Origin of the sequence: Providencia sp. PROV119 (assembly GCF_028482435.1) — a bacterium.
Lineage (GTDB): Bacteria > Pseudomonadota > Gammaproteobacteria > Enterobacterales > Enterobacteriaceae > Providencia > Providencia stuartii.
This window is the reverse complement of record NZ_JAMPQL010000025.1, coordinates 66,523-87,748: the sequence shown is the minus strand read 5'-3', so window position 1 is coordinate 87,748 and position 21,226 is coordinate 66,523. Positions and strand designations below refer to the sequence as shown.

The window sequence follows — 21,226 nt, the reverse complement described above, 5'->3', positions numbered from 1 at the left end:
GAATATCAAGTGATAATTGAATAAGAGGTATTGTCTGTGAATCTAAATGCAACAATCCTCGGCCAGGCTATCGCGTTTGTCCTGTTTGTTTGGTTCTGTATGAAGTATGTATGGCCACCGATTATGGCGGCCATTGAAAAACGTCAAAAAGAAATTGCTGACGGTTTATCTTCCGCAGAACGTGCTAAAAAGAACCTGGAACTGGCGCAAACCGACGCAACCGACCGACTGAAAAAAGCGAAAGCTGAAGCTCAGGTCATCATCGAACAAGCGAATAAACAACGCAATCAGATGATTGAAGAAGCAAAAGCAGAAGCTGAAGCAGAACGTACAAAAATCGTCGCACAAGCCCAAGCAGAAATTGATGCTGAGCGTAAACGTGCACGTGAAGAGCTACGTAAACAGGTTGCGATGCTTGCTGTCGCAGGTGCCGAGAAGATCATCGAACGTTCCGTGGATGAAGCTGCTAACAGCGACATCGTTGATAAACTAGTCGCTGAACTGTAAGGAGGGAGGGGCATGTCTGAAATCGCTACTGTAGCTCGCCCCTACGCCAAAGCAGCTTTTGACTTTGCTGTGGAAAATCAATCTGTTGAAAAATGGCAAAATATGCTGGCCTTCACCTCTGAGGTGACGCGCAATGAACAGGTTGGTGAGCTACTTTCTGGGTCTATTGCCCCTGATAGGTTAGCAAAAACGTTTATCTCTGTTTGTGGAGATGAAATTGACGAGCATGTTCAAAATCTGATTCGTATTATGGCTGAAAACGGGCGTTTGAGTACGCTACCAGAAGTGTTAGCTCAATTTATCCAATTGCGCGATACCCTGGAATCAACGATTGAAGTTGATGTTATCTCTGCTAACGAATTGAATGAACAGCAGCTAGCCAAAATTTCTGCAGCGATGGAAAAACGTCTGTCACGCAAAGTTAAGCTGAATTGCAAAATTGATAAGTCTGTTATTGCCGGAGTGATTATTCGTGCTGGAGACCTCGTTATTGACGGGAGTGTCCGCGGTCGCTTAGAGCGTTTAACTGACGTCTTGCAGTCTTAAGGGGACTGGAGCATATGCAACTGAATTCCACCGAAATCAGCGAACTGATCAAACAGCGTATTGCTCAGTTCGATGTTGTGAGTGAAGCTCACAATGAAGGTACGATTGTATCCGTTAGTGACGGTATCATTCGTATTCACGGTTTAGCCGAAGTCATGCAGGGTGAAATGATCGCTCTGCCTGGTAACCGTTACGCAATCGCATTGAACTTGGAGCGCGACTCCGTTGGTGCGGTTGTTATGGGTCCTTATGCTGACTTAGCTGAGGGCATGAAAGTTAAATGTACTGGTCGTATTCTTGAAGTTCCAGTGGGCCGTGGCCTGCTAGGACGTGTTGTGAATACACTGGGTGAACCTATTGATGGTAAAGGTCCTGTTGAGCACGATGGCTTCTCACCAGTAGAAGTGATTGCTCCAGGTGTTATCGACCGTCAATCTGTTGATCAACCTGTACAAACTGGTTATAAATCAGTCGATGCGATGATTCCAATCGGTCGTGGTCAGCGTGAGCTTATCATCGGTGACCGTCAAACAGGTAAAACTGCTTTGGCAATCGATGCAATCATCAACCAACGTGATTCTGGCATCAAATGTGTTTACGTTGCTATCGGTCAGAAAGCATCAACGATTTCTAACGTTGTTCGTAAACTGGAAGAACACGGCGCATTAGCTAACACCATCGTTGTCGTTGCAACTGCATCTGAATCAGCTGCACTGCAATACTTAGCACCATACTCTGGTTGTGCGATGGGTGAGTATTTCCGTGACCGTGGTGAAGATGCACTGATCGTTTACGATGACCTGTCTAAGCAGGCTGTCGCGTATCGTCAGATTTCACTATTGCTACGTCGTCCACCTGGACGTGAAGCTTACCCTGGTGACGTTTTCTATCTGCATTCACGTTTGCTGGAGCGTGCTGCTCGCGTTAACGCTGAATACGTTGAAAACTTCACAAAAGGTGAAGTTAAAGGTAAAACAGGTTCATTGACAGCATTGCCTATCATTGAAACTCAGGCTGGTGACGTTTCTGCATTCGTTCCGACTAACGTAATTTCGATTACAGATGGTCAGATCTTCCTAGAATCTAACCTGTTTAACTCTGGTATTCGTCCAGCGGTTAACCCGGGTATTTCTGTATCGCGTGTTGGTGGTGCTGCTCAGACGAAAATCATCAAGAAACTCTCTGGTGGTATCCGTACAGCACTTGCTCAGTATCGTGAACTGGCAGCATTCTCTCAGTTTGCTTCAGACCTTGATGATGCAACGCGTAAGCAGTTGAATCATGGTCAGAAAGTAACTGAACTGCTGAAACAGAAACAATATGCACCGATGTCAGTTGCAGAGCAGGCACTGTCTCTGTTTGCTGCAGAACGTGGATATCTGGAAGATGTTGAGTTAGCGAAAATTGGTGCGTTTGAAGCTGCATTAGTTTCTTATGCATTGCGCGAGCATGCTGACCTTATGAATGAAATCGGCCAGGCGGGTAACTATAACGATGATATCGAAGGCAAGTTGAAAAAACTGCTCGAATCATTTAAAGCAACTCAGTCCTGGTAATACTATTCGGCCCGTAAATTTAAATGGGCCGTCTGGTTAAAAGGAGAAGCAGAAATGGCCGGCGCAAAAGAGATACGTTCCAAGATCGCCAGCGTGCAAAACACGCAGAAGATCACTAAAGCGATGGAAATGGTCGCTGCGTCCAAAATGCGTAAATCGCAGGAACGCATGGCGGCCAGCCGTCCTTATGCAGAGACTATGCGCAGTGTGATTGGTCACCTTGCGTTAGGGAATCTGGAATATAAACATCCATACCTTGAAGAGCGTGAAGTTAAGCGTGTTGGGTATCTGGTTGTTTCTACAGACCGTGGTTTGTGCGGTGGCTTGAACATTAACCTGTTCAAAAAGCTGTTGTCAGACATGAAGACGTGGTCTGAAAAAGGCGTTCAAGTTGACTTGGCTTTGATCGGTTCTAAAGCAGTATCATTCTTTGGTTCTGTTGGTGGCAATGTTGTCACACAGGTGACAGGAATGGGGGATAACCCAACGCTTTCAGACTTGATTGGCCCAGTTAACACTATGCTACAAGCCTATGATGAAGGGCGTTTGGATAAACTGTATGTGGTGACCAATAAGTTCATCAATACAATGTCTCAGGAGCCAACTATTCTTCAACTTCTGCCATTACCTGAAAGTAATGACGAGTCATTGAAGAAAAAATCTTGGGATTATTTATATGAACCCGATCCTAAGGCGTTGCTGGATACCCTGCTGCGTCGTTATATCGAGTCGCAGGTTTATCAGGGCGTCGTTGAAAACCTGGCTAGTGAGCAGGCCGCACGAATGGTAGCAATGAAAGCTGCTACCGATAATGGTGGAAACCTGATCAAAGAGTTGCAGTTGGTTTACAACAAAGCTCGTCAGGCCAGCATTACTCAGGAGCTTACCGAAATTGTTTCGGGTGCTGCCGCGGTTTAACAGCTAGGTTTACGAATTACGTAGAGGATTCAAGATGGCTACTGGAAAGATTATCCAGGTAATCGGCGCCGTTGTGGACGTCGAGTTCCCTCAAGATGCAGTACCAAAAGTGTACGATGCGCTTGAGGTTGTTAACGGTAAAGAAAAACTGGTGCTGGAAGTTCAGCAACAGTTAGGCGGTGGTGTTGTTCGTTGTATCGCAATGGGTACATCAGATGGCCTAAGCCGTGGTTTAGAAGTTAAAAATTTAGAACACCCAATTGAAGTACCAGTAGGTAAAGCAACACTCGGACGTATCATGAACGTTCTGGGTGACCCTATTGATATGAAAGGTGATATCGGCGAAGAAGAGCGTTGGTCTATTCACCGCGCTGCACCAAGCTACGAAGAGCTATCGAGCTCAACTGAACTGCTAGAGACAGGTATCAAAGTCATGGACTTGATCTGTCCATTCGCGAAAGGTGGTAAAGTTGGTCTGTTCGGTGGTGCGGGTGTTGGTAAAACGGTAAACATGATGGAACTTATCCGTAACATCGCGATTGAGCACTCAGGTTACTCAGTATTCGCAGGTGTTGGTGAGCGTACCCGTGAAGGTAACGACTTCTATCATGAAATGACAGATTCAAACGTTCTTGACAAAGTATCACTGGTTTATGGTCAGATGAATGAGCCACCAGGAAACCGTCTACGCGTAGCATTGACTGGTTTGACTATGGCTGAGAAATTCCGTGACGAAGGCCGTGATGTTCTGTTGTTCGTGGATAACATCTATCGTTATACACTGGCAGGTACAGAAGTATCGGCTCTGTTAGGTCGTATGCCATCAGCAGTAGGTTATCAGCCAACATTGGCAGAAGAGATGGGTGTTCTTCAAGAACGTATCACTTCTACTAAGACAGGTTCTATCACCTCTGTACAGGCTGTTTACGTACCTGCGGATGACTTGACTGACCCATCACCAGCAACAACCTTTGCTCACTTGGACGCAACAGTGGTTCTGAGCCGTCAAATCGCTTCTCTGGGTATTTACCCTGCGGTTGACCCTCTGGATTCAACTAGCCGTCAGCTTGACCCACTCATCGTTGGTCAAGAGCACTATGATGTTGCACGTGGCGTTCAGTCTATCCTTCAGCGTTACCAAGAACTGAAAGATATCATTGCAATTCTGGGTATGGATGAATTGTCTGAAGAAGACAAACTGGTTGTTGCTCGTGCTCGTAAGATCCAGCGCTTCCTGTCTCAACCATTCTTCGTTGCAGAAGTCTTTACTGGTTCACCAGGTAAGTTCGTTTCCCTGAAAGACACTATCCGTGGCTTCAAAGGCATTCTGAACGGCGATTACGACCACCTGCCAGAACAAGCGTTCTACATGGTTGGTACCATTGAAGAAGCTGTGGAAAAAGCTAAGAAGCTTTAATCTGGCTGACGGGAGGTTGATATGGTAGCTGCAATGACATACCACCTGACAGTTGTCAGCGCTGAAAAACAGATGTTTGAAGGGCTGGTACAAAAAATTCAGGTGACAGGTAGTGAAGGTGAACTGGGAATTTATCCACAGCACACCCCACTGCTGACTGCCATAAAACCGGGCATGGTACGTATTACTAAGCAATTTGGTGAAGAAGAGCTAATTTACCTCTCTGGCGGTATTTTAGAAGTGCAACCAAATGGCGTTATCGTACTGGCTGATACAGCTATCCGTGGTAAAGATTTAGATGAAGCGCGTGCGCTGGAATCTAAACGCAGAGCGGAAGAACATGTCCGTAAAGCTCACGGTGATGTTGATTATGCTCAGGCATCGGCAGAACTTGCGAAAGCAATAGCGAAACTTCGAGTTATCGAGTTAACTAAAAAGCTGATGTAATGAAGGCAGTATAAAGAAAAGCCAGTCGGTTAATACCTGACTGGCTTTTTTATTTGTGCGAAATATGTAGTAATTTATGTAGGAAATAGGTTTACTTTTATCCCAAAGTTGGAGTTTCAGGAAATTATGACTGTGCAAAGAAAAAGTGTCGTCATTCTTGCTGCTGGAAAGGGCACTCGAATGTATTCAGAACTGCCTAAAGTCCTGCATTTATTAGCAGGTAAACCAATGGTTCAGCATGTTATTGATACAGCTAAATCTGTTGGGGCATCAGACATTCACCTTGTTTATGGACATGGTGGCGATTTACTGAAAGAAAAATTGGGTGAACAAAACCTCAATTGGGTATTACAAGCAGAGCAACTCGGTACAGGGCACGCAATGCAACAAGCTGCCCCACACTTTCAAGATGATGAAGATATCATCATGCTTTATGGTGATGTGCCATTAATTGCGAAAGATACGCTGCAACGCTTAATTGAAGCTAAGCCTGAAGGTGGTATCGGTTTATTAACGGTAATTTTAGATAACCCAACTGGTTATGGCCGTATCATCCGTGAAAACGGTGAAGTTGTCGGTATCATTGAACAAAAAGACGCAACTGAAGAGCAACGTAAGATCCAAGAAATCAATACTGGGATCATGGTTGCAAGTGGTAAAGACTTTAAACGTTGGTTATCCCAACTGGATAATAATAATGCTCAGGGTGAATACTATATCACTGACGTTATTGCATTAGCTCATAAAGAGGGGAACAAGATTGAAACTGTTCACCCTAGTCGTTTGAGTGAAATGGAAGGGGTGAATAACCGCTTACAACTTGCCGCTCTTGAACGTATTTATCAAAGAGAACAAGCAGAAAAGCTCCTGCTTGCAGGGGTAATGCTAATTGACCCTGAACGTTTTGATATTCGCGGTACATTGACACATGGGCGCGATATTATCATTGATACGAATGTGATTATTGAAGGTAATGTGACGTTAGGTAATAACGTACATATTCAATCAGGCTGTATTCTTAAAAATTGTGTTATTGGTGATAACTCGGTTATCAGCCCCTATTCTGTGATAGAAAACTCTGAATTATCTGCGGAATGTACAGTCGGTCCTTTTGCTCGTTTACGTCCTGGTGCTAAATTGGCAGCCAAAGCCCATGTAGGTAACTTTGTTGAAATGAAGAATGCCTCATTAGGTGTTGGTTCTAAGGCTGGCCATCTAACCTATTTGGGCGATGCTCAGATTGGTGAAAACGTCAATATTGGTGCAGGAACGATCACCTGTAATTATGACGGTGCGAATAAGTATAAAACCATCATTGGTGATGATGTGTTTGTTGGCTCCGACACCCAGCTAATTGCTCCTGTTTCTGTTGCAAATGGTGCAACCATTGGTGCTGGTACAACGGTAACTCGTGATGTTAATGAAGGTGAGTTAGTCGTGAGTCGTGTGAAACAAGTCCATATTAAAAACTGGCAGCGTCCAGTGAAGAAAAAATAAAATACATTTTTAGGAGAGGTGAATGTGCCTCTCCAATAGTAGCGTTAATAAGATAAAAATATAATAAACCCCATTTTCTACAAGGCTTGGGGAGCAGCAAAAGCTGTAACAACAATCAGGTAGCGACATCATAAGGGCTGGAGCCCTTTGTTTAGGAATAAATTTAATATGTGTGGAATTGTAGGTGCTGTCGCACAACGTGATATCGCAGAAATTTTGATAGAGGGGCTTCGCCGCCTTGAGTATCGTGGTTACGACTCTGCTGGTATGGCTGTCGTTGATCATGAAGGCCATCTTCAGCGTTTACGAGAAGTTGGTAAAGTACAAATGCTGGCGGAAGAAGCGGAGAAAAACCCTGTATCAGGTGGAACGGGGATCGCACATACCCGTTGGGCAACCCATGGTGTTCCGAGTGAACGTAATGCTCACCCACATACTTCTGGTTTTATTGCCGTTGTTCATAATGGGATCATTGAAAACTATTTAGAACTTAAAGAAGAGTTAAAGCAACTTGGCTATATCTTTAGTTCTGATACTGATACCGAAGTGATCGCACACCTTGTTCATCATGAACAACAAAAAGGTGGTGCTTTAGTTGAAGTGGTTCAGCGCGTTATCCCACAATTACGCGGTGCTTATGGCACGGTGATCATGGATAGTCGTACTCCTGAATTATTGGTGGCAGCCCGTTCGGGAAGCCCATTAGTGATTGGTTTAGGTGTGGGTGAAAACTTCCTCGCATCGGATCAACTTGCATTATTGCCTGTTACACGTCGTTTTATTTATCTTGAAGAAGGCGATATTGCGGAAGTTACTCGTCGCACTGTGCGTATCTTTGATAAGCAAGGTCAGGCTGTTGAACGAGAGCAAATTGAATCTAATGTTCAATATGATGCAGGTGATAAAGGTGTTTATCGCCACTATATGCAAAAAGAGATCTATGAGCAGCCAATGGCGATTAAAAACACCCTTGAAGGGCGTTTTAGCAAAGACAATGGCATCGATCTGAGTGAGTTAGGCCCTAAAGCAAGTGAAATATTATCTCAAGTTGAGCATATTCAGATTGTAGCTTGTGGTACATCTTACAATGCGGGGATGGTTGCACGTTACTGGTTTGAATCTTTGGCTGGCATTCCTTGTGATGTTGAGATTGCCTCTGAATACCGCTATCGCAAGCCCGCTCATCGTAAAGGCAGCCTGATGATCACGCTATCACAGTCAGGTGAAACGGCTGATACGCTAGCAGCATTACGTTTATCGAAAGAGCTAGGCTATTTGACGTCTCTTGCGGTATGTAACGTGGCTGGCTCTTCATTGGTACGTGAATCAGACTTTGCACTAATGACTAAAGCAGGTGCAGAGATTGGCGTTGCTTCAACCAAAGCGTTCACCACGCAATTAACCGTACTGTTGATGCTGGTCGCCTATATGGGACGTATAAAAGGCGCAAGTCCTGAATTAGAAGAGAGTATTGCTAATGCTCTGCATGCACTGCCTGCGCGCATTGAAAGCATGTTATCTCAAGATAAAGTGATTGAGGCGCTGGCGGAAGATTTCTCTGATAAAAATCATGCTCTATTCCTGGGTCGTGGCGAGCAGTACCCTATTGCGGTTGAAGGTGCATTAAAGCTCAAAGAGATCTCTTATATTCACGCAGAAGCGTATGCGGCGGGTGAATTGAAACATGGTCCATTGGCTTTGATTGATGCCGATATGCCTGTCATTATCATTGCACCTAACAACGAACTGTTAGAAAAATTGAAATCTAATATCGAAGAAGTACGCGCTCGTGGTGGCTTGCTTTATGTGTTTGCAGATCAAGATGCAGGCTTTGAAGCGAGTGAGAATATGAAAATTATTCCGTTGCCACATGTTGAAGAGTTGATTGCGCCGATTTTCTATACGGTTCCTCTACAACTGCTCTCTTACCATGTTGCGTTGATCAAAGGTACTGACGTTGACCAACCACGTAACTTGGCTAAATCAGTGACGGTTGAATAAATTAGAATTATTTAAAATTTAAATACATTAAATCCGATTATGCTTTTAACTGCATAATCGGATTTTTTATTTTTATCTTAACATGCTGAGATCAATACCAATTATTGGCAATGATGGTGAAAAGTAATGACACGTTGCTTTATAAGGAAGGAGTTTGTTTTGGTGTAAAATAACATCAAAAATTGTTTGTATATTATAAGGTTGATCTGAGTTTTGATGGTTTACTTTGACTCGTTCATCTTGGTAATTTAGTAAAATACAGGGGAGAAAAGTCAGATTTAACCGCTTAGCCACTTGATAGCGGTGGTTGCCATCCATAATAATGCCGGAGTTTATTTCGCAAGGAATAGGGGTTGTCCAAATACCCTCACCAATTATTTTTTTACTTAAATAGTCGACGTGGCGTTGATCCGTTTCTTCTGATGAGCAAAGAAATTGTATTGGCTTCAGTTCAATATGATAGGTATTGATAGTCATACCCCCTCCTTCTTATCAAGATGGTTATTTATCACCTAAACTTACAAAGTAACCAGGTTCATAGCTGATCGGTAAAAATTTATCGTAAAGCGCCTTAAATGTTTCATCTGCATTTAAATCTGGAAATAATTCGGGATGGAACCAACGTGCTAATTGTTGGATTGCAATAAAATCGTATGGACTATTATAAAATTGATGCCAAATTGCATAAAATTGTTGGTTTTTGACGGCATTACTTCCGGTATAAGCAGGCTTTTTTAGGTATTTTTTTAGCTTCGCTTTTGCCGCTTCCATATTTTCATTTGGCCCTAAACCAATCCAATCACCATTAGGCATAAATGATGAAAAGTTTGCACTGGTAACAACGACTTTATCAGGATTTGCGGCAATAACTTGCTCCGGATCCATCATATAAAATGTGTTAGGCGCATTTTTTTCACCGATATTTTCACCTCCGGCGAGTGAAACAAAACGCCCAAAGTTACCATTGCCAAATGTCAGACAGCATTCATCGGTATATCCACCAATGCGCTCAATAAAAATACGTGGCTTTTTAGGATTTTGGTTACTTAATACATCACTCACTCGTTTTAATTGCTTATCTCTAAATTCAATAAACTTTTCTGCTATTTCTTCTTTACCCCATAAAGTGCCGAATAGGCGCATCGTTGGCGTCGTATTTTTTAATGGGTTATAGCGAAAATCAATATAGACAATAGGGATCCCTGCTTTCTCTAATGCTTTATCATACCCTTGTTCTTCTATTGCTGTTTTTGCCTCAATATTCATGATGATAGCATCGGGTTGTAGCGCTAATGCTTTTTCAATATTGAGTGAACGTTTTTCAGTGCCGCCAAATGTGGGAATACGGTTCAGTTGAGGAAAATAAGTACTGTATTGTCGCCATGTTGCAGGATCTGACGTTTGCATATCATTCCCCATCGCAACAATACGTTTTGCTGGATTATCTTTATCTAGCATGGCGACAAGGTAGAGCATACGCCCTTCACCTAAAATGACTTTTTTTATGGGGGTATTTACGGTGACCTTTCTACCAAGTATATCTGTAACAACGGTCGGTTTTGCTGAGATTATTGTGGAAAATAATAACCCAAAAAGAATAAGTAAAAATTTAGCCATTTGCTGGTGTAGCCTATACTTTTTTTTCATATTGTTCCTTATTGATGATATGTTTTGTTAGTAAAATAATCGTGCTAAGGCATATTAGATAACCGACTGAAATATAATAAAAAAGCATATTGATTCCAGGGTAAATAATAAGAATACTGCCGAGAGAGATCCCCCCGATTGATGCAAATTGATTAATACTTTGCGATAAACCAAGTACATAACCTTGATGTTCTGCTGGCGATGCTGAGGAGATCAGTGCTGTTAAGATGGGAGTGGTCGCGCCCAGTAAAATTCCCCAAATAAAATAGAGTAAGGCAAACCAAATAATTGAAGCGTTTGCGAGACTGATGGCAATAGCCGCGCAGCCAAAGATAATCCATCTTAAGCGTGTCAAAGAGGCAACAATGGATTGGTGTTCAAACCATTTAGCCCATAATTGAGCCGATAGGATCACCCCCATCGCTTGTAATCCATAAATAAGCCCTATTACCCAATAGTCTGTTGAGTAGGTTTTTTCGATATATAAGGAGAAACTGGGCAGGGTGATAAGCCGGATCATTAATAATAACCCTGTAAGCAACATCAATTGTTTAACGATAGTTTGAGGGGAACCGTTTTTTTTCGTTGTATGGGCTGTTTTGGCGGGGGATAAAAGGGGGGAATGCTTATCTGATGGTAAAAATAGAAAAACAGCCACGGCACTTAACATACAAAGCCACCCAGCCATCATATTGATCCAAAAGAAATTGAGATAATCTAAAATTAACCCGCCAGCCAGCGCCCCTAATAGAGAGCCTATATTGGTTGATATTTGTAGTAGGGCAAAGAGATGAGTCCGTTTTCTAGGGGCTGTTACCGCCACTCCGTAAGCTTGCGCTGGCGCTATATACCCCGCACATGCTCCTTGAATAAACCTTAATAGTAAAATTAACCAAGGGTCATTACAGAATGACAGTAAAATTTGGGTAATTGATAACCCAAGCAAGGCTCGGATTATCATTGCTTTATTCCCCATCCGGTCACCAACTTTCCCCCAAAAAGTACTGGTTAGCATGATGCCAATCATGGGGGCTACATAGACCATTGTTAGGGCGAAAGGGAGTAGTGAATCTGAGCTGTTATTTTGCAAATGAATAGGCCAAAATGGCCCACTCATTTCCATTGCACCCATTGATATTATTTGAATACCGAATAAGAACCCAATAATCAGATGGTTTTTAAGCAATTTCACCGTTTAGCCACCCTATATTGAGTGAGGTCTATCTTGGTAAATATAGGGTGATGAATTTCAGGTTTTAGCCCTAAATAATCCATACACCAAGTGTAGATCTCTTGCATATAGGGAATAGGGATATTGAGATGCTTCCCTAAATTAACGAGTAAGCACAAACCATAAATAATATCTTCCTGAAAAACGCGATGGTTTTTATTGAAGACCCAGCCACCGCCTTCAGCCTTTATAAGAGGTAATTGAATACCATGGTAGGCCTTGTTTGAACGAAGAATTGACCATAGTGTTTTGGCATCCTCGATTTGTTCGGTATAAGCTTCTCGTAATTCTTCAATTAAAGGTTTTACGGTATTAAGTGAGATTGCCAATTCTTTGGTTAAATATTGGCAAATCGCCAGTCGCTCCTCATCACAGCGCTGTAAATAATAAGCACCAAGTTCAGGGCAATCATTCCACCAGCACAGTGGAGATTCAAAATTGCGTTGATGCCATTGAGCGTAGGGGCCTATCAGCCCATAAATGACTGAGCTGTGCATAATAGGATTTGCGGGAGTGAGGGTTATTTCTAAGTAATTATCAAGAATAGTAATAGGAGCCGAGTATATTTCCGATAACCAACAATGGAGTTGGTTTTTATTTGTTTCATTTTCTCGATGATGAAACGCAATAAAGAGTTCAGATTTCTCACCACCGAAACAAACTTTTGTGCCAAGTTCTAAACCCCATGCAATATGAGGCACATCTTTCATGCCCCATATTACGACATTAGGTTTATCTTTAAAAAATTGTTCAGCAAGCCAATCAAAGCCATTTATACCGGGAATGGCGCCAATAAACACCGTGTGGGATGTCGATAAGTAGGGTGAGATAAAATTTAGCCAATTTGCTTGTTGATGGGAAGGAACAGTAAGAATAATTATATCGGCATGAGGTATGACGATTTGCGGTAAATTAGTTATTAATTCAATCGAATAATCAATAACTTTTCCATCATGATAGTGAACTGATAATTTTTGGTTCTGCTGCTGGTGGCGTTCGACGGTTATAGGATTTTGGGTAAGTAATGATGCCTTAACATGAGCGAAATGGCTAAACAGAGCAACCGCTAAATGACCGGTTTGGCCTCCCCCACAGACAACAACCTTGAGCTGTTTGTTATCTATCATCATGGTTTCCTCTAGTTAGCTTGCTCTAGTGGAATGGTATTCGTTAGCCAACGATTGAGTTGATGCGAAATCTCCTCTGAAATCAGGTTGCGAGCGCTTAACCATTGTTCGTTGAATATTGTATTCAGGTATTTTTCACCGCCATCAACAACAATGACCACGACATTGCCGCTAAGAATATCTGTATTTATATATTCTAAGGCTTTATAGACAATGCCTCCGGTTGACCCTCCTACTAATAAACCGTATTTGTTGGCGAGAAAACGGGTTGTTTCAAAAGCTTGGCAGTCAGAAACTTGAGCATTATGGTCAATACAACTGTAATCGAGCACTAAGCCTACGGTGTCCCCTTTTGGCGTCCCTGTTCCTGATTGATAATAGGGTTTGCCTGGGTTACCAAAAATAATTGAGCCTTCAGGCTCTACAGCGACGGTAATCGTTTGTGGGTTATGAGCCTTTAACCCTTGAGAGATGCCAGTAATAGAGCCACCTGTACCGACACAACCGACATAAGCATCAATTTTACCTATTTGCTCAATAAGCTCACAGACTAAAGCTGCATAACCTCCTGAATTAGCGGCATTATCTGATTGATTCAAAAAGGTTGCATTAGGCAGTTGAGATGCTAACTCGCTGGCAAGGCGTTGCCGTTCAACAACAGCCACTTCATCCTCTTGATAATCACCTGTAACATAGCGAATATCTGCGCCTAGCGCCTTCATAATAGAAATTTTGTCGGGGGCGGCATGGTGGTCAACAACCGCGATAAAATGCAAATCAAACTCGATTGCTGCCAGCGCGAGTCCTATTCCGGTATTACCTGATGAGGATTCGATAATAGTGCTTTTAGGTTTTATTTTTCCTGATTTAAGGCCAGCAATAACCATGTTTCGAGCCATTCTGTCTTTCATACTTCCCCCTGGATTGTTCTTTTCCATTTTTAGAAATAGAGCACTTTTTTTGTGGGGAACAGCGATACGTAAAACAGGTGTATTGCCGATCAAATCAGTGACTTTGCTGCTGATCATAAATATTCCTATTTGTTATCTTTGAAAAAAATAAACTGCCCATCATGATTTTCCAGTGCATACAATCGACAAGGAATAGGGTGCCGATGAAATTGATTTTCAAGTAAGTCCATTTGATATCCGGCTGTATTTATGAAAATGAGCAAATCACCGGCTTGAGGAAGGTGAGTAAATAAAATTAAGCGATGGGTGATCACATCATTTTCTAAACAGCTATGTCCTGCTATCCATACTCGGGTGGGGCGCTGTTTATGTTGTTTTGAGTGTGGTACTAAAACATGTAGTGGATCGAGTAAAAACTCTGAGTTAAACCAAGTTTCACAGGCACTAAAGCTACTGCCTTCAACAAAAATAATAGGATGTTGGAATTGCTGATTAACACGCACAACTCGAAATAGCGATATTGCACTTTGATCGACTAAACATCTGCCGGGCTCTATCGTTAGTGTGATATGGTTTTTCTTAAGGTATTGAGAGATGGTTTCGTTTTCTGTGTATTGGGATGATAGGAATGTAGTTAACCATTGGGTGGCTGATTGTTCCCCTCCATAAGGGTAAAAATCGGTTGGTATACGGTTATTTTGGTAATATTGGCTCGTTTGATTATCTATCCATGATTGGTATTGTCCTGTTGAAACATATTGAACCGGTATCCCGCCGCCAATATCAATGGTTTTAATTTCAAACCCCAATGACAGTGCTGATTTTATAAGTGGCTGTAATTCACGGAAAGCTTGTACGCGTGAAGCGCTTTTATAGCCACCTAAATGAAAATGGATACCTTGCCAAAGTAAACCTGCATGCTGTTTGGCTAATTGAAGTGCCGTTATAAATGCAGCAGATTTCATGCCAAACCTAGAGCGGCTCATTTGTGGTTGATAGCGAAATAGAACCCTCGCGATGAATGATGTTCCTGATAATAGGTTGAGGATATCTTGTAATTCTTCAAGAGAATCAACGACAATCAGTGAGTTATGTAATATCAGTTTCCAAAGAAATTCATTGGTCTTCGCAGGACCAGTAGCACAAATTTTTTCTGGTGAAATCCCATAGTCATAGGCATCTTGCCATTCATGAAGGCTTGATACATCAACGCCAATACCTTCTTCAACGGCTATTTTGACTAGGATATTGGATTGGTTAACTTTCACGCCATACATAATGCGCCCTGTTATACCATGTTCTTGAAAAACAGCATTCAGTTTTAGAATATTTTGTTGCATGGTATGAGGGAAAATCACATTTAATGGGGAACCATACTGCTTAACCAGTTCTACCAGCCTTTCATTATTTTCAAAACATAGCCGTTTGACCTGCTCATCCATGAGCGGCGGTAATTCTGTTGGCGCTACGGTTTTGATAGATTGATAAGGTACCGATAAAAAATGGGTTAAGTTAGTTTGGTTCACCATGATTTCACCTCTTAGAAATCAACTGAAATAGAACCGAGTACGGTTCGCGGAGAGCCTTGAGCGAATGTGCTGTAGGAGGCTACACCAGACCAATAACGCTCATTTAAAATATTGGTGATATTTAGTCTCAACGTAACAGGCGTATTCGATATCTTAGTCTTATAGGCAGAGCCAATATCGACGGTTGTCCATGAAGGTATTGAATGAGTATTTTCTTTATTAACGTATTGACGAGTATGGTAATTGATATTGCCATTGATACTTAAACCTGAAACAGAAGGGATATCATATTCCGCACCAAAATTTGCGACCCAAGGGGAAACGCCAATCGGTTCATTTCCTTTATTTTGCCCAGATGCAGTTTTGGTGAGCTCTGCTTGAATATAAGTGACGCCGCCGGTTAAACGGAGAGAATCAAATGGCTTACCAGAGACACTTAGCTCAATACCACGATTACGTTGTTCATCGTTGGCAGAATAAATCAGGTTGTTAGGGTCTAATGACCCGCTTGGTTTACTGATTTGGAAAAGGCTCAGTGTTGTTATTGCGACGGGTTGTTCATATTTAACGCCTAACTCATATTGCTTAGAACGAAATGGCTTCATCATTTCGCCGCTATTTTTAGCATTAACCGGAGCAGTACTTCCTTTGCTGAGACCTTCAACATAATTCGCATATAGCGAGATATTATCAGTAGGTTTAAACAATAAACCGACTAATGGGGTAATAGCGGATTCATCATAAGTTGTTGAAAGAGCCCCTAAAGTAAAGCTATCAGATTTTATATTTTGATAGCGAATACCGGGGGTGACCATAAAGCTATCGTTAAAAAAGCCAATTGTATCGACCAATGAAACCCCTGAAAGTGTATTTTCGGAGCGTTTTGTTATTTCTGGGTAATCAGGGATTTGTTTATCGATATAAGTAGGGTGATATAAGTTGGTATTGTATGGTGTGCCTGCATTTGTACCGACATTATAACGATCAAAATAGCGGTTCCACTGTAATGCGAGTTGATGAGAGGTATTTCCTGTCATGAATTCACTTTTGATACCAGTGCCAACAGAGTAACGCTGGGTTTTGCTTTGAAAATTCATGATATATGTGGAGATATCCCCTTGATCATTAAGGACGGTGTAGGTTTGTTCATTAACCCGATCGATACGGGTTCGAGCACCACCAATATCCATAAATAATGAGGTATTGCTTAGCACATCATATTCCATATGTAATAAGGCGGAATCATCATTGGATTTCCACCATGTCCATGGGCTAGCTAAATTGGTTTTCCCACTAGGCGCAGGTGGAACAACCCCATTTTCCCCTAAAAAAAATGGACGATTAGTCGCATTCATATTTTGGTTTTGAGTAATGAGATCCAATGAAGCGCGAAAGCGTTCACTAGAATAATCTAGCGCGATAGCACCGACGCCGAGCCGACGGTCTTGATGGTCAACGGCAGTATTACCATTGGTGTAACTTCCATTCACGCGAATACCAAAATATTGGTTATTCCCTAGGTCATATAAACGGCCAACATCTAATTTACCACCTAACTGAGAGTCACTTAGATATTGGGCGGTTAAGCGAGTGATAGGCTGCGCACTGGCACGTTTGGTTACGACATTGATAACACCACCAACCCCCCCTTCTGGTGACATACCATATAACAGAGATGCTGGTCCTTTTAGAATATCAACACGTTCAGCGTAGTCTGCTAATAATTGAAAGTTAGGGGATACACCATAGATACCATTAAGCGCAAACTCACCGATATTACCTTCCGTTATAGGGAAGCCTCGAATATATAATGAGTCAAGTAGTCCACCTTTAGAGCTACTAATTTGTATCGAAGTATCGTGAGAAAGAATGTCTGAAATTTGTTGTGCTTGTTGTGATTCTAAATAAGCTGAATTGTAATTAGTGATATTAAAGGGAATATCCATAATATCGTTATCCCCTAATAGCCCCGCTTGCATTGTTCTTGAAGAAAAAAGGTTAGGTTGTAGGTTATTATTACCCTTAGCTGATACGATGATACTATCTTTGCTGAGCTTATTATCTGATTTAGCAAAAAGGGTATTAGGATAAAAGAATGAAATTACCACACAAAATAAAGAGTGATAGGTAATTTTATGTTTTGCTATGTCTTTAAATGGTATAGTTAATAAGTTATTTTTCATATTGAATTAGTCGTTTTATTCGCTTTATTTACAAGGAAGGGAACAAACCTAGTATTACCTTCTGTTAGATAAAGTTTATTTATTGAAATAATAAAAATGGGTTCGTTAAACCATGTTGTATTCGATAATTAATATATCGTTGGATATGCATAGTGAGTAGTGAGCGAGTTTGCCAAGGTGAATTCATAAATATTTCATATTCTTGCCTCCAAAAACTTTCATCAATTCGAGGCTTAACTGATTCAAAAATATATTGAGTTATATTTTTTAATTCCCTCCAAAGCTGGTGGTTAGTTAAGCGGTAAAAACGAGTAATATGGACAGCTAGTTCATGTAAATGGCTTACAAAACAAGCGTCAATCAAAAAACTCCGTACAGGTTCTATATCCTCTTCAAAAACGGTCGGTAAAATACCGGGCCAAGAGTAGGCTTGTAATTGATAGCCTTGTTGGTGCAATAGGGGTAAAAAGGCTCGGCCATCACCATAGTCACGGATTAAACATTTTTCTGGGATACCTTCTGATGTGAAGAGTACTTGGGTATTTTGCTGATGAGCTTCAAGAGCAATGCCATATATCAAATACATAGATATAACAGGCTCTAAAATAACTTTTGTATAGCTGCGGAACCATTCACGAGGAGTTAATCCTGATTTTTCAATAAGTTCAGTGAAAATCGGTTTTTGTTGATTTGGTAAAGCAGTAAAGAGTGTTGCAACCGTGATAGGCAATAAATTGTCACTTCTTTCATAAGAATTCGTGCAACGAAATACGACAGAAAGAAAGCGCCCAGCTGAATCATCTTGTTCAATGGCATGTCGGTAGTGGATACCGAGATCTTCACGTAGAGATTCTAATTTCCCATGAAAGTTTTTCTCTTGTTTTAAGATGGTATCGATTAACTGACTAATTCTAGGCCCCATATGGATGGATTTTGCTTGCAAGCTACGCATTTCACTTGTCATCCAAACTGCGATGGGTAATTTAACAAATGCCTTATTAGTGGCATCTGTGGGGAGCATGGTCCTAAAGGACATCGTCGGTTTGGTCTCTAATTGAGGCCCATCAATAAGCAGTATTTCATCTTGAATGAGTTCTGCTGCTTGCTCTTTTACCCAATGATTTAAGTGCCAGGGATGAATGGGTAATGGAAGCCATTGTTGAGGATCCCTACCTTGCTGCCCAAGCCAATCACACCATTGTTGACCAGTAAGTGGAAATTGTTGAAGAAACCAGAGGTGAATATTAGCGACATGCGGCAATGCTTCAATATAGGCCATATCTCGGCGTAGAGCTGCGACAGTAAGATTCACCGTAGCATTAAATTCAGGAGAGTAAGCCATAACATCTTTGGCTTTCATGTTTGGTCGGCTTTTCCATGTTGGATAATAGGGATGCCCTTCAAGTGAGCCCCATTGGTCGAGAAACAAAGCCGCATCGCGGATACTGTATTTATGAACGACCCAATCAGTTAAGTCATTAAAACCGTATTTAGACATTTGTTGGCTAATATCGTGTGACCAATTAATGCGGAAGTTGCGTGCATTAATGTCATTATCGACACTGTTTTTTATATCATTTTTTAATTTATTTAAATTGTTAGGGGTAAACGCTATATTTAAATCTTCTTTTAATATATCAAGCATGTCATCTATCGTTTGAATAATTTCCTTTTGATTGTTTTTATCGATTATATAAATATTTCCATAACTTAATACGGTATTGGCAGGGTATATATCTACATCGGTGAAAAGGATTTTAAATGATGATGTTATGGATTGATAAATATATCCACAATAATCAAAATCCCAATAAAATTGTTTTTTATCAATCAGTTTTTCTGCAAACAAGCAATGAATTAAACGCCTAAGGCTATTATGATGAGAAAATTCAGCATTAATATTTAAAACATTTGTTTGTTTAGGGGTATTCGTCATGATTAGCCTCTTATAGCTATGAGAACGAATTAATTAATGATGAATATCATTAACTAGAAAAATAATTTTGAATACTTGAAAGATATTGGTAATAAAGTTAGCATTGCCGAAAAAAATAGTAAATGAGAATTATTGTTTTTTTTATTCTCAATTGAGATGTAAGGGAAAATAATATGTTATTCAAATGATTGATTAGGAAGGTTCACGATGACTAATTGTTCTGTAACTTATTTATTTGTACCCGGAGATCACCCTCAATTCTTTGATAAAGCGTGTATTAGTGGCTCAGACGTGTTGATTTTAGATTTGGAGGATTCAGTCCATCCTTTACATAAATCTCTTGCTAGGCAGGAAGTTATGGATTGGTTACTCCATTATCCAAGAAAGGAGGTAACGCAAAAAATAGCCATTAGAATTAACCAGCCAAATAGTATTGAATATGATCAAGATATTGATTGGCTAAAGAAAAATAACTTATTCATCTATTTATCTCACCTTGTTATACCTAAAGTTGAATCTGTAGCGATGATCAACGATGTTAAAAAACATCTCTTTGATAATCCGCAACTATCGATGATTGCTATCATTGAAACGGCATGGGGGTTACACCGTGTTTATGATATCGCACATTCAGGTGTTGAGCGCCTTGCATTCGGCTCTTTAGACTTTTCTCTTGATATGCAGTGTGACATGTCTCGTGAATCACTGTTGTTTGCAAGAACACAAGTGGTGCTTGCTTCTCGCCTTGCAAATCTTTTAGCTCCTATTGACTGTGTCACACCAGATATTGATGATTTGGCTGCTTTAGAGCAAGAGTGTTTGCATGCTAAAGCTCTTGGTTTTACAGCAAAATTAGCTATTCATCCCAATCAAATTGCTATTATCAAGCGATCGTTTGATATAACACAGCAGCAGCTGGCTTGGTCAAAAAAAGTATTACAACAATCTCAAGAGCAGTACGCCTTTAAAGTGGATGGCAAAATGGTAGATTTACCTTTAATTTTGCAGGCAAAGAAGTGGCTAAATACCCACAAATAAAAATACGCCTAATTTGCTTACCGTTTCTGGCATCATTCCCGTCCATTTATTTCGTCGTAATGAAAAATAGCGATTTTTTGTATCTCTGTATCGATACAACGAACGATTGTTTTTTTATAGGATAAGTTCCTAGGTTTGTCACGTTAGCCTAAAAAACGTGACATATCATGGAACATCTCTTGCCACTCGTTTTCGTCTATTTCCATCAAACCAAAATAGCGCAACATAAAGGCGTCCTCGGTAGCAAGAAACATCAGCCGAGCGCGTTTGCCATGCTCTGTTGAGGTGTCTATATGGCGCAATCTATCACGATACCAAACACGGGTACTTTCTAAGTATTCAGGGGTTTGTAGTAAAGCTGCCATTAATGCTGCCCCCTTCGCCATCGCGACTTTGTCATGTTCATAGGTTGCAAGCCGATGGGCATTAATACGATTTTCTGGGGAGCTGTCTTTTTCAATCTCACGGTTAAATATTTGCTCATAGGTATAACCCCAGCGTTCAAACATTGCATCGATTAAGGCATCTTTGTTACCAAAACAGTATTGAACCCCTCCTTTAGAGATCCCCATGGATTTTGCGACTGCATCAATCGTCAGAGCAGCAGCACCTTGGTTAAGTACGATGTTTTCAGCGGCATCGAGCACTTTATCTCGATCGATAGTTCGTTGACGTCCCATTTAACAAAAACCTCTTTTCAATACATACGTATGGATTTATATTGTAGCACGATCA

At 41.1% G+C, this 21,226-nt stretch carries 18 protein-coding genes; 9 read left to right on the top strand and 9 right to left on the bottom strand.

The window, feature by feature from the left end; translation table 11 throughout:
- Positions 1–36 precede the first annotated feature (36 nt).
- The 8 genes from atpF to glmS all read left to right on the top strand — a co-directional run bounded on the left by atpF (position 37) and on the right by glmS (position 8,889).
- Positions 37–507 carry a F0F1 ATP synthase subunit B gene (gene atpF / locus PSF11_RS17925; protein WP_004923980.1) on the top strand — a complete coding sequence of 157 codons (471 nt, stop codon included), beginning with the start codon at positions 37–39 and terminating at the stop codon, positions 505–507.
- 12 nt (positions 508–519) lie between these two features.
- The gene (atpH, locus tag PSF11_RS17920) at positions 520–1,053 is read left to right on the top strand and encodes a F0F1 ATP synthase subunit delta (protein WP_004923982.1); all 534 of its coding nucleotides are present in this window, start codon (positions 520–522) and stop codon (positions 1,051–1,053) included.
- A 14-nt stretch (positions 1,054–1,067) separates the two neighbouring features.
- Positions 1,068–2,609 carry a F0F1 ATP synthase subunit alpha gene (gene atpA, locus PSF11_RS17915; RefSeq protein ID WP_004923988.1) on the top strand — a complete coding sequence of 514 codons (1,542 nt, stop codon included), beginning with the start codon at positions 1,068–1,070 and terminating at the stop codon, positions 2,607–2,609.
- Positions 2,610–2,663: 54 nt separating this feature from the next.
- Positions 2,664–3,527, top strand: a complete 864-nt coding sequence (gene atpG / locus PSF11_RS17910) for a F0F1 ATP synthase subunit gamma (RefSeq protein WP_004923989.1) — start codon at positions 2,664–2,666, stop codon at positions 3,525–3,527.
- 34 nt (positions 3,528–3,561) lie between these two features.
- Positions 3,562–4,944: a F0F1 ATP synthase subunit beta gene (gene atpD, locus PSF11_RS17905; protein ID WP_004923990.1), complete on the top strand. Its 1,383-nt coding sequence runs from the start codon at positions 3,562–3,564 to the stop codon at positions 4,942–4,944.
- A 21-nt stretch (positions 4,945–4,965) separates the two neighbouring features.
- On the top strand, positions 4,966–5,391 hold the full coding sequence (locus PSF11_RS17900; RefSeq protein ID WP_004923991.1) for a F0F1 ATP synthase subunit epsilon: 426 nt from the start codon (positions 4,966–4,968) through the stop codon (positions 5,389–5,391).
- Positions 5,392–5,517: 126 nt separating this feature from the next.
- Positions 5,518–6,888, top strand: coding sequence for a bifunctional UDP-N-acetylglucosamine diphosphorylase/glucosamine-1-phosphate N-acetyltransferase GlmU (gene glmU, locus PSF11_RS17895; protein ID WP_004923994.1), 1,371 nt, complete (start codon positions 5,518–5,520; stop codon positions 6,886–6,888).
- Positions 6,889–7,056: 168 nt separating this feature from the next.
- Complete coding sequence (gene glmS, locus PSF11_RS17890) at positions 7,057–8,889, top strand: glutamine--fructose-6-phosphate transaminase (isomerizing) (protein ID WP_004923999.1); 1,833 nt, start codon at positions 7,057–7,059, stop codon at positions 8,887–8,889.
- Between the two features lie 72 nt (positions 8,890–8,961).
- Here glmS and PSF11_RS17885 read toward each other — a convergent pair whose 3' ends face one another.
- The 8 genes from PSF11_RS17885 to PSF11_RS17850 all read right to left on the bottom strand — a co-directional run bounded on the left by PSF11_RS17885 (position 8,962) and on the right by PSF11_RS17850 (position 19,453).
- On the bottom strand, positions 8,962–9,366 hold the full coding sequence (locus PSF11_RS17885) for a ParB N-terminal domain-containing protein (RefSeq protein ID WP_061064555.1): 405 nt from the start codon (positions 9,364–9,366) through the stop codon (positions 8,962–8,964).
- Between the two features lie 24 nt (positions 9,367–9,390).
- Positions 9,391–10,536 carry an ABC transporter substrate-binding protein gene (locus PSF11_RS17880; protein WP_072502648.1) on the bottom strand — a complete coding sequence of 382 codons (1,146 nt, stop codon included), beginning with the start codon at positions 10,534–10,536 and terminating at the stop codon, positions 9,391–9,393.
- On the bottom strand, positions 10,520–11,728 hold the full coding sequence (locus tag PSF11_RS17875; RefSeq protein ID WP_072502649.1) for an MFS transporter: 1,209 nt from the start codon (positions 11,726–11,728) through the stop codon (positions 10,520–10,522). Before PSF11_RS17875 ends, PSF11_RS17880 begins: the two co-directional genes overlap by 17 nt.
- A complete protein-coding gene (locus tag PSF11_RS17870) occupies positions 11,725–12,897 on the bottom strand; it encodes an NAD/NADP octopine/nopaline dehydrogenase family protein (RefSeq protein ID WP_072197197.1) in 1,173 nt (390 codons plus the stop codon). Before PSF11_RS17870 ends, PSF11_RS17875 begins: the two co-directional genes overlap by 4 nt.
- 8 nt (positions 12,898–12,905) lie before the next feature.
- Positions 12,906–13,922, bottom strand: a complete 1,017-nt coding sequence (locus PSF11_RS17865) for a PLP-dependent cysteine synthase family protein (RefSeq protein WP_004924012.1) — start codon at positions 13,920–13,922, stop codon at positions 12,906–12,908.
- A gap of 8 nt (positions 13,923–13,930) precedes the next feature.
- A complete protein-coding gene (locus tag PSF11_RS17860; protein WP_272682853.1) occupies positions 13,931–15,334 on the bottom strand; it encodes a Y4yA family PLP-dependent enzyme in 1,404 nt (467 codons plus the stop codon).
- A gap of 11 nt (positions 15,335–15,345) precedes the next feature.
- Positions 15,346–17,517, bottom strand: a complete 2,172-nt coding sequence (locus PSF11_RS17855) for a TonB-dependent receptor (protein WP_072502651.1) — start codon at positions 17,515–17,517, stop codon at positions 15,346–15,348.
- 79 nt (positions 17,518–17,596) lie between these two features.
- Positions 17,597–19,453: an IucA/IucC family protein gene (locus PSF11_RS17850; protein WP_060560770.1), complete on the bottom strand. Its 1,857-nt coding sequence runs from the start codon at positions 19,451–19,453 to the stop codon at positions 17,597–17,599.
- Positions 19,454–19,660: 207 nt separating this feature from the next.
- Between PSF11_RS17850 and PSF11_RS17845 the strand changes: the two genes are divergently transcribed.
- The gene (locus PSF11_RS17845; protein ID WP_060560771.1) at positions 19,661–20,491 is read left to right on the top strand and encodes an HpcH/HpaI aldolase/citrate lyase family protein; all 831 of its coding nucleotides are present in this window, start codon (positions 19,661–19,663) and stop codon (positions 20,489–20,491) included.
- A gap of 143 nt (positions 20,492–20,634) precedes the next feature.
- Here PSF11_RS17845 and PSF11_RS17840 read toward each other — a convergent pair whose 3' ends face one another.
- A complete protein-coding gene (locus PSF11_RS17840) occupies positions 20,635–21,171 on the bottom strand; it encodes a TetR/AcrR family transcriptional regulator (protein WP_272682852.1) in 537 nt (178 codons plus the stop codon).
- Between the last annotated feature and the right edge of the window lie 55 nt (positions 21,172–21,226).

Coding starts and splice junctions, on each gene's coding strand:
- glmU (WP_004923994.1), top strand. CDS start 5,518: ATGACTGTGCAAAGAAAAAGTGTCGTCATTCTTGCTGCTGGAAAGGGC.
- atpH (WP_004923982.1), top strand. CDS start 520: ATGTCTGAAATCGCTACTGTAGCTCGCCCCTACGCCAAAGCAGCTTTT.
- PSF11_RS17840 (WP_272682852.1), bottom strand. CDS start 21,171: ATGGGACGTCAACGAACTATCGATCGAGATAAAGTGCTCGATGCCGCT.
- PSF11_RS17900 (WP_004923991.1), top strand. CDS start 4,966: ATGGTAGCTGCAATGACATACCACCTGACAGTTGTCAGCGCTGAAAAA.
- atpA (WP_004923988.1), top strand. CDS start 1,068: ATGCAACTGAATTCCACCGAAATCAGCGAACTGATCAAACAGCGTATT.
- PSF11_RS17855 (WP_072502651.1), bottom strand. CDS start 17,517: ATGAAAAATAACTTATTAACTATACCATTTAAAGACATAGCAAAACAT.
- glmS (WP_004923999.1), top strand. CDS start 7,057: ATGTGTGGAATTGTAGGTGCTGTCGCACAACGTGATATCGCAGAAATT.
- PSF11_RS17885 (WP_061064555.1), bottom strand. CDS start 9,366: ATGACTATCAATACCTATCATATTGAACTGAAGCCAATACAATTTCTT.
- atpG (WP_004923989.1), top strand. CDS start 2,664: ATGGCCGGCGCAAAAGAGATACGTTCCAAGATCGCCAGCGTGCAAAAC.
- PSF11_RS17870 (WP_072197197.1), bottom strand. CDS start 12,897: ATGATGATAGATAACAAACAGCTCAAGGTTGTTGTCTGTGGGGGAGGC.
- PSF11_RS17860 (WP_272682853.1), bottom strand. CDS start 15,334: ATGGTGAACCAAACTAACTTAACCCATTTTTTATCGGTACCTTATCAA.
- PSF11_RS17880 (WP_072502648.1), bottom strand. CDS start 10,536: ATGAAAAAAAAGTATAGGCTACACCAGCAAATGGCTAAATTTTTACTT.
- atpD (WP_004923990.1), top strand. CDS start 3,562: ATGGCTACTGGAAAGATTATCCAGGTAATCGGCGCCGTTGTGGACGTC.
- PSF11_RS17850 (WP_060560770.1), bottom strand. CDS start 19,453: ATGACGAATACCCCTAAACAAACAAATGTTTTAAATATTAATGCTGAA.
- PSF11_RS17845 (WP_060560771.1), top strand. CDS start 19,661: ATGACTAATTGTTCTGTAACTTATTTATTTGTACCCGGAGATCACCCT.
- PSF11_RS17865 (WP_004924012.1), bottom strand. CDS start 13,922: ATGATCAGCAGCAAAGTCACTGATTTGATCGGCAATACACCTGTTTTA.